Source organism: Streptomyces sp. Tu 3180 (assembly GCF_009852415.1).
In the GTDB taxonomy this organism is placed as follows: Bacteria; Actinomycetota; Actinomycetes; order Streptomycetales; family Streptomycetaceae; genus Streptomyces.
Map to the genome: position 1 here is coordinate 2026250 of NZ_WOXS01000002.1, position 11131 is coordinate 2037380.

General features: G+C 72.8%; 13 protein-coding genes. 7 read left to right on the plus strand and 6 right to left on the minus strand.

The features are described from left to right. The first annotated feature begins 32 nt into the window (after positions 1 to 32). The 3 genes from GL259_RS10005 (at position 33) to GL259_RS10015 (ending at position 2112) form a co-directional block, all read left to right on the plus strand. Positions 33 to 815 carry a sporulation protein gene (locus tag GL259_RS10005; protein ID WP_159531234.1) on the plus strand — a complete coding sequence of 261 codons (783 nt, stop codon included), beginning with the start codon at positions 33 to 35 and terminating at the stop codon, positions 813 to 815. Between the two features lie 41 nt (positions 816 to 856). After that, entirely contained in the window at positions 857 to 1396 is a 540-nt protein-coding gene (locus GL259_RS10010; protein WP_159531236.1) for a YbhB/YbcL family Raf kinase inhibitor-like protein, read from the plus strand. Positions 1397 to 1605: 209 nt separating this feature from the next. Continuing rightward, positions 1606 to 2112, plus strand: coding sequence for an HNH endonuclease (locus tag GL259_RS10015; protein ID WP_159531238.1), 507 nt, complete (start codon positions 1606 to 1608; stop codon positions 2110 to 2112). A 79-nt stretch (positions 2113 to 2191) separates the two neighbouring features. Here the strand turns inward: GL259_RS10015 and GL259_RS10020 are convergent, their stop codons facing one another. From GL259_RS10020 to GL259_RS10030, 3 genes are all read right to left on the minus strand, one after another. Further along, a complete protein-coding gene (locus GL259_RS10020) occupies positions 2192 to 3145 on the minus strand; it encodes an SPFH domain-containing protein (RefSeq protein WP_159531240.1) in 954 nt (317 codons plus the stop codon). A gap of 131 nt (positions 3146 to 3276) precedes the next feature. After that, entirely contained in the window at positions 3277 to 3708 is a 432-nt protein-coding gene (locus GL259_RS10025) for an NfeD family protein (protein WP_159531242.1), read from the minus strand. 99 nt (positions 3709 to 3807) lie between these two features. Beyond that, entirely contained in the window at positions 3808 to 4605 is a 798-nt protein-coding gene (locus tag GL259_RS10030; protein ID WP_159531244.1) for an ABC transporter ATP-binding protein, read from the minus strand. Between the two features lie 161 nt (positions 4606 to 4766). On the opposite strand from GL259_RS10030, the gene GL259_RS10035 reads away from it, so the two are divergent. Continuing rightward, positions 4767 to 5555, plus strand: a complete 789-nt coding sequence (locus GL259_RS10035) for a hypothetical protein (RefSeq protein ID WP_159531246.1) — start codon at positions 4767 to 4769, stop codon at positions 5553 to 5555. Positions 5556 to 5844: 289 nt separating this feature from the next. Here GL259_RS10035 and GL259_RS10040 read toward each other — a convergent pair whose 3' ends face one another. The 3 genes from GL259_RS10040 to GL259_RS10050 form a co-directional block, all read right to left on the minus strand. Further along, entirely contained in the window at positions 5845 to 6090 is a 246-nt protein-coding gene (locus tag GL259_RS10040) for a chaplin (protein ID WP_159531248.1), read from the minus strand. Between the two features lie 158 nt (positions 6091 to 6248). Continuing rightward, a complete protein-coding gene (locus tag GL259_RS10045) occupies positions 6249 to 6890 on the minus strand; it encodes a response regulator transcription factor (protein ID WP_159531250.1) in 642 nt (213 codons plus the stop codon). After that, positions 6883 to 8052, minus strand: a complete 1170-nt coding sequence (locus GL259_RS10050; RefSeq protein WP_159531252.1) for a GAF domain-containing sensor histidine kinase — start codon at positions 8050 to 8052, stop codon at positions 6883 to 6885. The genes GL259_RS10045 and GL259_RS10050 overlap by 8 nt, the downstream gene beginning before the upstream one ends. Before the next feature lie 212 nt (positions 8053 to 8264). On the opposite strand from GL259_RS10050, the gene GL259_RS10055 reads away from it, so the two are divergent. The 3 genes from GL259_RS10055 to GL259_RS10065 all read left to right on the plus strand — a co-directional run bounded on the left by GL259_RS10055 (position 8265) and on the right by GL259_RS10065 (position 11107). Then, positions 8265 to 8963: an SDR family oxidoreductase gene (locus GL259_RS10055; protein WP_159531254.1), complete on the plus strand. Its 699-nt coding sequence runs from the start codon at positions 8265 to 8267 to the stop codon at positions 8961 to 8963. Continuing rightward, entirely contained in the window at positions 8960 to 10021 is a 1062-nt protein-coding gene (locus GL259_RS10060) for an S-adenosylmethionine:tRNA ribosyltransferase-isomerase (protein ID WP_159531256.1), read from the plus strand. The genes GL259_RS10055 and GL259_RS10060 overlap by 4 nt, the downstream gene beginning before the upstream one ends. 321 nt (positions 10022 to 10342) lie before the next feature. Next, complete coding sequence (locus tag GL259_RS10065; protein ID WP_159531258.1) at positions 10343 to 11107, plus strand: transglycosylase SLT domain-containing protein; 765 nt, start codon at positions 10343 to 10345, stop codon at positions 11105 to 11107. The last annotated feature ends 24 nt before the right edge of the window (positions 11108 to 11131 follow it).

The following is an 11131-nucleotide window of genomic DNA, read 5'->3' on the forward strand; positions in this document are numbered from 1 at the left end:
GGCCCACGGGGGTCGCCCGGAGAGGGAGAGACATGGCGTTCAAGAAGCTGCTGGCGAGTCTGGGTGCCGGCGGGGCCTCGGTCGAGACGGTGCTGCACGAGGTCAACGTCGTTCCGGGCGGTGTCGTCCAGGGCGAGGTGCGGATCCAGGGCGGGTCCGTGAACCAGCAGATCGAGGGGCTGTCGGTCGGGCTCCAGGCCAAGGTCGAGGTGGAGAGCGGCGACCAGGAGGTCAGGCAGGACATCGAGTTCACGAAGTCGCAGCTGGGCGGCGCCTTCGAGCTCCAGGCGGGCGCGGTGCACGCGGTGCAGTTCGGGCTGGAGATCCCGTGGGAGACGCCGATCACGATGATCGACGGACAGGCGTTGCGCGGGATGAACATCGGGGTGAGCACCGAGCTGGCGATCGCGCGGGCCGTGGACTCCGGTGACCTGGATCCGGTCAACGTGCACCCGCTGCCGGCGCAGAAGGCGATCCTGGACGCGTTCATCCAGCTGGGCTTCCGGTTCAAGAACGCGGACATGGAGCGCGGGCACATCCGGGGCACCCGGCAGAAGCTGCCCTTCTACCAGGAGATCGAGTTCCTGCCGCCGCAGCAGTACCGGGGGCTGAACCAGGTCGAGCTGAGCTTCGTGGCCGACGAGCAGGCCATGGACGTCGTCCTGGAGATGGACAAGAAGCCGGGTCTGTTCAGCGAGGGCAGCGACACCTTCCGGTCCTTCAAGGTGGGGCTGAACGACTACCAGGGGACCGACTGGGCGGCGTACCTCAACCAGTGGCTGTCGGAGGTCGGCAGCAGGCGCAACTGGTTCTAGGCTCGGTTCCCACTGGACGCAGACGATCAGGAGGTACCGAGGTGACCGAGCTCAAGCGGCGGCCGCTCCCCCACGACTTCCATCCGCCCGTGCCGTCGTTCACGGTGACGAGCGAGGAGGTGCGGGAGGGGGCGACGCTCAAGGACGCTCAGGTCCACGCGGCGGGCAACACGTCCCCGCAGCTGCGGTGGGAGGGCTTCCCGCCGGAGACCAAGAGCTTCGCCGTGACCTGCTACGACCCCGACGCCCCGACGGGCAGCGGGTTCTGGCACTGGGTGCTGTTCGACATCCCGGCCTCGGTGACCGAGCTCCCGGCGGGTGCGGGCAGCGGCAAGTTCGAGGGGCTGCCCGAGGGGGCGGTCCACGCGCGCAACGACTACGGCACCAAGGACTTCGGCGGTGCCGCGCCGCCGCCCGGTGACGGGCCGCACCGGTACGTGTTCACGGTGTACGCCGTGGACCAGGAGAAGCTCGGTCCGGACGCGGACGCGTCTCCCGCCGTGGTGGGCTTCAACCTGCGGTTCCACACGATCGCGCGCGCCCAGCTGATCGGTGAGTACGAGGTGCCCGCGCAGTCCTGAGCGGTCCGGGCGCTTCCGGGCGTTCACGGAACGTTTGCCCGTCCCTGGTCTTGGAATTGATCAGGGGCGGGCATTTTTGTCGCCGGGGGCCGCGGGGGGGCACCCCCCGCCGGAACAGCGGATATTGCGTTGTCCATCCCGGCGTGCCCGGCCAGAGTTGGTCCCAGCCCGCCGAGGGGTGGGCCGGTGCACACGGGAGGTGGGCTGGTATGCGGGACACGCTGGTACTGAACGCGAGCTTCGAGCCGTTGTCGACGGTGACGCTGAACCGAGCCGTCGTTCTGGTGCTGCAGGACAAGGCCGTCGTCGAGCAGGCCCACCCCGAACTGCGGATGCGTGGGGCCGCGGTCGACATACCGGCGCCCCGGGTGATCAGGCTCTGCCAGTACGTGAGGGTGCCGTTCCGAAGACAAGCGCCGTGGTCGAGGCGGGGTGTCCTGGTACGGGACCGGCACCGGTGCGCGTACTGCGGGCGGCGGGCGACGACCGTGGACCACGTGGTGCCGCGGTCCCAGGGTGGCCGGGACACCTGGCTGAACACGGTGGCCTCGTGCGCGGAGGACAACCACCGCAAGGCGAACCGGACCCCTCAGGAGGCGGGGATGCCGCTGCTGCGGCAGCCGTTCGAGCCGACTCCGGCGGACGCGATGCTGCTGGCGCTGGGGCGGGACGACTTCGACGCGCTGCCGGAGTGGCTGGCCCAGCCCGCGGCCTAGCTCCGGTCCGGACGCCGTACGACGGGCCCGCTTCCCCGGGAGGGAGCGGGCCCGTCGTCGTGTCGGTGCCGGCGTCGTGTCAGTCGATGGACGGCTTCTCGCGGCGCTCCTGGGCCGGGACGCCGCCGGAGGCCCCGTTGCCGCCCGAACCGCCGCCCATGGCGCCGAAGTTGCCCACGGCGCCGGAGAGGCCCTTGAGCGCGTCGCCGATCTCGCTGGGGACGATCCAGAGCTTGTTGGCGTCGCCCTCGGCGATCTTGGGGAGCATCTGGAGGTACTGGTAGGACAGCAGCTTCTGGTCCGGGTCGCCGGCGTGGATCGCCTCGAAGACCGTGCGGACGGCCTGGGCCTCGCCCTCGGCGCGCAGGGCCGCGGCCTTGGCCTCGCCCTCGGCGCGCAGGATCTGGGACTGCTTCTCGCCCTCGGCGCGCAGGATCTCGGACTGCCGGACACCTTCGGCCTGGAGGATGGCGGCGCGCTTGTCGCGGTCGGCGCGCATCTGCTTCTCCATCGAGTCCTGGATGGAGGTGGGCGGTTCGATGGCCTTGAGCTCGACGCGGTTGACGCGGATGCCCCACTTGCCGGTGGCCTCGTCGAGGACGCCGCGCAGGGCCGCGTTGATCTCCTCGCGGGAGGTCAGGGTCCGCTCCAGGTCCATGCCGCCGATGATGTTGCGGAGCGTGGTGACGGTGAGCTGCTCGATCGCCTGGATGTAGCTGGCGACCTCGTAGGTGGCGGCCCGGGCGTCGGTCACCTGGTAGTAGATGACGGTGTCGATGTTGACGACCAGGTTGTCCTGGGTGATCACCGGCTGCGGCGGGAACGGGACGACCTGTTCGCGCAGGTCGATGCGGTTGCGGATGGTGTCGATGAACGGGACGACGATGTTGAGGCCCGCGTTCAGTGTCCGCGTGTAGCGGCCGAAGCGCTCGACGATGGCGGCGCTGGCCTGTGGGATGACTTGGATCGTCTTGATCAGGGCGATGAAGACCAACACCACCAGGATGATCAGGACGATGATGATCGGTTCCATCGTCGGTTCCCCGTACCCTTCTTCGCCTCGGCGCCTTGGGCAGATCCTATGCCTGTTGAAGATCTTGCTGGTCGAGTCTGACAGACCGTCGCGGAACTCGGGGGCGGTTCGCCCAGTTGCGCCGCGCGAGGTCACATGACGATGGCCGTGGCTCCCTCGATGTCCACGACGTCCACTTCCTGGCCCACTTCGTAGGCGCGGTCGGTGTCGAGGGCGCGTGCCGACCAGACCTCCCCGGCCAGCTTGATCCGGCCGCCGGAGCCGTCGACGCGTTCCAGGACGACGGCCTGTCTGCCCTTCAGGGCGTCCACCCCGGTGGCGAGTTGGGGCCGCTGCGCGCGATGTCTGTTCGCGATGGGCCGTACGACGGCGATGAGGGCGGTCGAGACCACGGCGAAGACCGCGACCTGGGCGACGGCGCCGCCGCCGAGGATCCCGGAGACCACCGCCGCGGCGACGGCGCCCACCGCGAGCATGCCGAGTTCGGGCATCGCGGTGATCACGAGTCCGATGCCGAGCGCCGCCGCGCCGATCAGCCACCACAGCCATGCGTCGATGTCCACGGGGTCATGGTAGGACCGTGCGCCCGGTCGCCGACAGGGCGCCGATCAGTTTGAAAGGGCCTTCGTGGGCGGTGGTTGGAGTACCCGGGGGGCGGGGGGTCAGGACATCGGGAGGCCCTGGGCGGTCCAGCGGTCGCCGACCTGTTCGACGACGAGCGGCAGGCCGAAGCAGAGGGAGAGGTTGCGGGAGGTGAGTTCGAGCTCGAGCGGGCCGGCGGCGAGGACCTTGCCCTGACGGATCATCAGGACGTGGGTGAAGCCCGGGGCGATCTCCTCGACGTGGTGCGTGACCATGATCATGGAGGGGGCGATCGGGTCGCGGGCGAGGCGGCCGAGCCTGCGCACGAGGTCCTCGCGGCCGCCGAGGTCGAGGCCGGCGGCGGGCTCGTCGAGGAGCAGCAGCTCGGGGTCGGTCATCAGGGCGCGGGCGATGAGGGTGCGCTTGCGCTCGCCCTCGGAGAGGGTGCCGAACGTGCGGTCCAGGTACTCGTTCATGCCGAGGCGGTCGAGGAAGGCGCGGGCGCGCTGCTCGTCGACGTCCTCGTAGTCCTCGTGCCAGCCGGCGGTCATGCCGTAGGCGGCGGTGAGCACGGTCTGCAGGACGGTCTGGCGCCTGGGGAGCTTGTCGGCCATGGCGATGCCGGCCATGCCGATGCGGGGGCGCAGCTCGAAGACGTCGGTGCCGGGCGTGCCGAGGGTCTCGCCGAGGATGGTGGCGGTTCCCTTGCTGGGGTAGAGGTAGCTGGACGCGACGTTGAGGAGGGTGGTCTTGCCGGCGCCGTTGGGGCCGAGGATGACCCACCGCTCGCCCTCCTTGACCGACCAGGAGACCTGGTCCACCAGAGCCCGGCCCTCGCGGACCACGGATACGTCCTGAAGCTCCAGAACATCGCTCATGAGCGCGTTGTCTCCCCTTGCAGTGTGGCCGGTCTCGGCTGTCGCGTACGCCTGTGGGTCGGTCCGCCGCACCCGTGGGCGCAGCCCTCCATGAAATCTACGCCACCGGCCGGGCCGGGCATTCCATCGGTCCGGCTCTTGGGGCTGTCTAGGCTGGGGGCATGCTCTCGGAACCGCGCTCTGGACGCCTCGCCGCTTGGGGAAACGCCCTTCTTGCCGGACTTGTCTCGCCGGACGACGCCGTGCTCGCCGTCGTCGGTGAGGACGCGGTGCACCGGGTGGAGGGGCTGCCGGGCGAGTCCGCGCCCGTGGGGCTCACGCTGGCGCTGGGGCGGCTGCGGGCGCTCGGGGTGACCGGGCTGCGGGTGGCGCTGCCGGCGCCGGGGCATCCGCTGGGGCTGAGCGGACCGCCGGAGTTCAACGCGCGGGCGCTGGAGGCGGAGGAGGCGGTGGTCTGTCATGGGGCCGCCTTCGGGCTGGTGCCGCAGGTGTACGAGGCCGGGCCCGAGGGTGATGTGCACGTCGAGGTCGTGTGGCACTGCCTGGCGGTGCGGGAGGCGCCGCCCGCCGACGTGCCCTCGCTCGGTGAGGCCGAGCGGGAGCTGGCGGAGGCGCTGCGGGAGGCGACCGAGGTGCTGACGCGGCTGGACGTGGCCGGGTCGGGGCCGGTGGCGGAGGCGGCGATCGACGCGTACCGGGCGCGGGCGGCGCGGGGGCGCGAGGTGCTGGCGCCGGGGTACCCGCCGCGGGCGGTGCGGGTGCTGGAGCTGGCGCAGCGCGTGGGGGCGCTGGTCGCGCTGGCGGGTGCCGGCGGGCACGGGGGCGCGGTGAGCGCCTCGGAGATGGCGGCGCGCGGGGAGGCGCTGCGGCCGGTGGAGCGGACGGCCCGGCGGGCGCAGGTCGCGGCGTACAACTCCGTTGTGGAGGAGCGGGAGCGGGGGGCGCGGTGACGTCCCTCGGCCGGGCCGGCGGGCGTCGGTGCCGAGGCGGGTCGCGCGGCACGGCGCTGACGGGGCGCCTCCCCCGATCTCCTCGGGCGGAGGGTGTCCCGGTGTCCGCCCTGCCCCGAACTCTCGGCTCCGCTCGAGCGGGGGGCACCCCCGTCGCCCCGGGGGTGCCCCCCGCTCGAGCGGCACTGCGGAGGGCGCGCGTGCCCGCAGCCGCGCGCCGGTGCGTGCCTGACCGGCCTCCCGTGTGGGGCCGGGAGGCCGGGGGTCCTCACCGGTCCGGCGACGGGCGTCAGTCGTTGACGGCCACGTTGCCGAAGGCCGGGTTCAGCACGCCGATGACGTTCACGCTGTTGCCGGACACGTTGACCGGGACGTCGACCGGGACCTGGACGACGTTGCCGGAGAGGACGCCCGGGGAGCCCACGGCCGTGCCGTCGGCGTGCGCGCCCTCGGTGGCGGAGGCCATGCCCGTGCCGGCGGCGAGCAGACCGCCGGCCATCATCGTCACGGCCGCTGCCTTCTTCAGGTTCTTCACTTTCCAAGCCCTCCTTGCGATGACCGCGGCAGGCGCCGCAGCACGCACTGGAGAACGGCGGGCCCCCGGGGGAGGATGCGCCATCCGGGGGACATTCCCACGACGGTATGAATCTCGGACCGGAGGGGAACCTTCCGTGCGGTCCGGGGCGTCGCGGGTCAGCCGCTCAGTCCGTGGCGCACGGCCCAGAGGGCGGCCTGGGTGCGGTCCGCCAGGTCGAGTTTCATCAGGATGTTCGAGACGTGCGTCTTCACGGTCTTCTCGGACAGCACCAGGGCACGGGCGATCTCCCGGTTGGAGCGCCCGTCCGCTATCAGGCCGAGCACCTCGCGCTCCCGTTCGGTGAGCGAGCCGGCGCGTCCCTGGCCCGTGCCGCCCTCCTCCTGGGACAGCAGGGCGCCGGCCACCTCGGCCTGGAGGAGCACGTGGCCGGCGTGCACGGAGCGGATGGCTCCGGCGAGCGCGTCGGGGTCGACGTCCTTGTACACGTATCCGGCGGCGCCCGCGCGCAGGGCCGGGACCACCGTGCGCCGCTCGGTGAAGCTGGTCACGACCAGCACGCGCGCGGGGTGGTCCAGTTCCCGGAGCCGGCGCAGCGCGTCCACCCCGTCCATGCCGGGCATCTTGACGTCCATCAGGATCACGTCGGGCTGCAGCTCCTGGGCGAGGGCCACGCCCCCGGCCCCGTCCGCGGCCTCGCCGACGACCTCGATGTCGTCCTGCACCTCGAGGAAGGTGCGCAGGCCCCGGCGTACCACCTGGTGGTCGTCGACCAGCAGCACCCTGATCGCGTCAGCCACCGGGAACCTCCATCTCGATCGTGGTGCCCTTGCCGGGCGCCGATTCCACGGTCATCCTTCCGCCGACCCCGCTCGCCCGGTCCCGCATGGAGACCAGACCCAGATGGCGCCCGGCGCGGCGGACGGTCCTCGGGTCGAAACCGCAGCCGTCGTCGGTGACCCGCAGGACGGCTCCGTTCCCGCGGCGGTCCAGGGTGACGTCGACGTGGTCGGCCCCGGAGTGCCGCAGGGCGTTGTGCAGCGCCTCCTGGGCGACGCGCAGCACGGCCTCCTCCTGGGCGGCGGGCAGGGCGCGCACGCCGTGACCGGCGAAGGTGACGCGCGCGGTGTGCGCGCGGTCGAGGACCTGCACCTGGGTACGGAGGGTGGCGACGAGGCCGTCCTCGTCGAGGGCCGCGGGGCGCAGCTCGACGACCGCCGCGCGCAGTTCGTCGGCGGCCTCGGCGGCCAGGGCGGCGACCTGCTGGAGTTCGCCCTTCGCGCGGGAGGGGTCGCGGTCCACGAGGCGGGCGGCGGCCTGGGCGGTCAGCCGGAGGGAGAAGAGCTTCTGGCTGACCGCGTCGTGGAGTTCGTGGGCGAGGCGGGAGCGTTCCTCGGCGATGGTCAGTTCGCGGCTGCGCTCGTAGAGCCGGGCGTTGGTGAGGGCGATCGCGGCGTGCTGCGCGAGGATCCCGAGCAGTTCCTCGTCGTCCCGGGTGAAGCCGCAGGCACCCTCGGGGCCGGGGCCCGGCGGGTGTCCCCCCGCGGGGCGCAGCTTGTTGGCCAGGAACAGCGCGCCGATGACCTCGTCGCCGTCGCGGACGGGCAGGCCGAGGAAGTCGGCCAGGTCGGGGTGGGCGCTCGGCCAGCCCTCGAAGCGGGGGTCCTTGCGCACGTCGGCGAGGCGCTGGGGCCGGGCCTCGTTCAGCATCGCGGCGAGGATGCCGTGCTGGCGCGGGAGGGGGCCGATGGCCTTCCACTGCTCGTCGCTGACGCCGTCGACCACGAACTGGGCGAACCCGCCGTGGTCGTCGGGCACGCCGAGCGCGGCGTACTGCGCGTCGAGCAGCTCGCGGGCCGAGGCGACGATCGTCTTGAGGACGTCGCGCACCTCGAGGTGCCTGCTCATGGCCAGCAGCGCGGAACTCACCGCGGCGAGGCCGGACCGGGGGCCGTGGCTCATGTCCTCACGGTACCGGCGGGCGGTGGCGGCCGGATCGGGCGTGCGGCGGCCGTGACCTTACGCCGCGGGTCCTAGGACCGCGGCCCTCGGGTCCGCGGCGTAAGGCGAAGGGACCCGGCCGCCTGCGTCCCCCGTCCGAGGCGGGGCCGGTGGCGGCGTCCGTACGTTGTGATCACGCCGATCGGACGGCGTTCACGACAAGGGGGCATGTCATGCCGGTTGCGATCATCACGGGGGCTTCAAGGGGACTGGGGGAGGCGCTCGCCCACGGGCTGGCCGCGCGCGGCTGGGATCTGGTGGTCGACGCGCGGGACGCGGTTCCCCTCGCGGAGGCGGCCGGGCCGCTGTCGGCGCACGGCACACGCGTGACGGCCCTGCCCGGGGACGTCACGGACGCCGGGCACCGCGCGGAGCTGGTGGCGGCGGCGGGGCGGCTGGGCGGGGCCGACCTGCTGGTGCACAACGCGAGCGCGCTGGGCGCCGAGCCGCTGGTGCGCCTGGAGGAGCTGTCCCTGGACGGGTTGCGGCGGGCGCTGGAGGTGAACCTGGTGGCGGCGCTGGGCCTGGTGCAGGAGGCGCTTCCGCTGCTGCGGGCCTCGCGGGCGGGCACGGTGATCGCGGTGAGTTCGGACGCCGGCGCCGAGGCCTACGCGACCTGGGGCGGGTACGGGGCGTCCAAGGCGGCCCTGGACCAGCTGGCGGCGGTGCTGGCCGTGGAGGAGCCGGGGCTGCGGGTGTGGGCGGTCGATCCCGGGGACATGGCGACGGACCTGTACACGGCGGCCGTACCGGACGACGACGGTCCGCGGCCGGAGCCGGCCAGTGTGGTGCCGGCCTTCCTGCGGCTGCTGGACGAGCGGCCGGCGAGCGGTCGCTACGCGGCTCCGGTGCTGCTGGGGGCGGGGCGGTGACCCTGACCGTCCGGGTGCCGGAGGAGTTGTCGGCGCGGGTGCCGGCCGAACAGCGCGGGCCCGGGCTCGACCGGGACTCGGTGCGGCTGCTGGTGTCCCGCGGCACGCGGGTGTCGCACCACGCCTTCGCGGAGCTGCCGCGGCTGCTGCGGGCCGGGGACCTGCTGGTGGTGAACACCTCGCCCACGCTGGCGGCGGCCGTCGACGGGTGGATCGGGCACGCGCGCGTGGTGGTGCACTTCTCCACGCGCGGTGACGACGGCCGGTGGGCGGTCGAGCTGCGGGATCCCGACGGACGCGGCACCACGCGCGCGCGGGGGACGGGCGGGCCCGCGGGCACGGAGGTGCGCCTGGCCTGCGGCGCGCGGCTGGTCCTGGAGGCGCCGCTGAGCGCGCGGGGGGAGCGGCTGTGGTGGGCGCGCGTGACGCGGGACGTCCTCGGGGTGCTGCGGGAGCACGGGCGGCCCGTCCGGTACGCCTACACGGAGCGGGACCAGCCGTTGTCGGCGTACCAGACGGTGTTCGCGCTGCCGTCGCCGGACGGCGCGGGCAGTGCGGAGATGCCGAGCGCGGGGCGTCCGTTCACGACGCGGACGGTGGCGGAGCTGGTGAGCCGCGGGGTGCTGTTCGCGCCGGTCGCGCTGCACGCCGGGGTCGCGTCGGCGGAGGCGCACGAGCCGCCGTACCCGGAGCGGTTCGTGGTGCCCGGGACGTCGGCCCGGCTGATCGGCGCGGTGCGGGCGGCCGGCGGCCGGGTGATCGCGGTGGGGACGACGGCCGTGCGGGCGGTGGAGTCGGCGGCCGGGCCGGACGGGGTGGTGCGGGCCCGCGCGGGGTGGACCGATCTGGTGGTGACGCCGGAGCGCGGGGTGCGGGTGGTGGACGGGTTGCTGACCGGGCTGCACGAGCCGGAGGCCTCGCACCTGAGGATGCTGGAGGCGGTCGCGGGACGGGCCGCGGTCGACCGCGGTTACGAGGAGGCGCTGCGCGGGCGCTACCTGTGGCACGAGTTCGGGGACGTCCACCTCGTACTGCCGGAGGAGAGCCCTCACGCGTAGCGTCGCTCGCGCAACCGAGCGTGAGGGTGGCGCGTGGGTGATGTGAGGCCGCGCATAGGGCGTACATCACGTACGAACAGGATTAGGAGAGAAATACCGGGCATACGTTCCAGCTTCACGACCCCATATGCCCGATTCGCCCATTCGTATCCACTACCCGGATTCGTACGTCACATCTTTGCTCTGCCATTTTGCGGCCGCTAAGAATGGCTGCCGTCGCTCAACGCCGCGGGTTCTGCCCGCGGCGTTCCGCCGGAAGCACTCCTGTTCCCCGCCGGCACGTCGGGCGACCTCCGCGCTATTCGAAGAGGTCCGTTTCGCATGTCGCACAACTTCCTCACCCGTGGTCACAGTCGTGCCCTGAGCCGCCACCACAGGATCGCCGCCGCCGGCGTCGCCGCCCTCGGTGCCGCCGCCATCGGTTTCTCGGCGGTGCCGAGCAACGCGTCGACGGGCACCACGAGCGAGGCCGCCGCTCCCGCCGCGAAGGTCGCGTACAGCACCGAGCCGATCGAGGTCGTCGAGGCCGACATCACCGGCCCGGCGGCCGGCACCCGCCTGCAGGTCGAGAGGATCGAGGCGAGGTTCGAGGCGAAGGAGCAGGCCGCGGCGCGGGCCGCCGCCGAGAAGAAGGCCGCCGCGAAGAAGAGGGCCGCCGCACGGGCCGCCGCCGAGGAGAAGGCCGAGCAGGCCCGCCGGGCCGAGCAGGCCGCCAGCCGTGCCGCCGAGCGCGCCGAGGTGAAGAGGGCCGCTCCGAAGACCTACGGCGACAACCTGGACGGCTGGATCCGCGAGTCCCTGGCCATCATGAAGAAGCACGGCATCCCCGGCTCCTACGAGGGCATCCACCGCAACATCATGCGGGAGTCCTCGGGCAACCCGAAGGCCATCAACCTCTGGGACATCAACGCCCGCAACGGCATCCCGTCCAAGGGCCTGCTGCAGGTGATCCCGCCGACGTTCGAGGCGTACCACGTCCCGGGCACGTCGAAGAACATCTACGACCCGGTCGCCAACATCACCGCCGCCTGCAACTACGCGGCCGACCGGTACGGCACCATGGACAACGTCGACAGCGCGTACTGAGGCCGGCGCGGACCTCTTCTCGCG

Bases quoted from the DNA above. Each gene is read 5' to 3' on its own strand.
- GL259_RS10005 (WP_159531234.1), top strand. From the start codon at position 33: ATGGCGTTCAAGAAGCTGCTGGCGAGTCTGGGTGCCGGCGGGGCCTCG.
- GL259_RS10015 (WP_159531238.1), top strand. From the start codon at position 1,606: ATGCGGGACACGCTGGTACTGAACGCGAGCTTCGAGCCGTTGTCGACG.
- GL259_RS10020 (WP_159531240.1), bottom strand. From the start codon at position 3,145: ATGGAACCGATCATCATCGTCCTGATCATCCTGGTGGTGTTGGTCTTC.
- GL259_RS10030 (WP_159531244.1), bottom strand. From the start codon at position 4,605: ATGAGCGATGTTCTGGAGCTTCAGGACGTATCCGTGGTCCGCGAGGGC.
- GL259_RS10035 (WP_159531246.1), top strand. From the start codon at position 4,767: ATGCTCTCGGAACCGCGCTCTGGACGCCTCGCCGCTTGGGGAAACGCC.
- GL259_RS10050 (WP_159531252.1), bottom strand. From the start codon at position 8,052: ATGAGCCACGGCCCCCGGTCCGGCCTCGCCGCGGTGAGTTCCGCGCTG.
- GL259_RS10055 (WP_159531254.1), top strand. From the start codon at position 8,265: ATGCCGGTTGCGATCATCACGGGGGCTTCAAGGGGACTGGGGGAGGCG.
- GL259_RS10065 (WP_159531258.1), top strand. From the start codon at position 10,343: ATGTCGCACAACTTCCTCACCCGTGGTCACAGTCGTGCCCTGAGCCGC.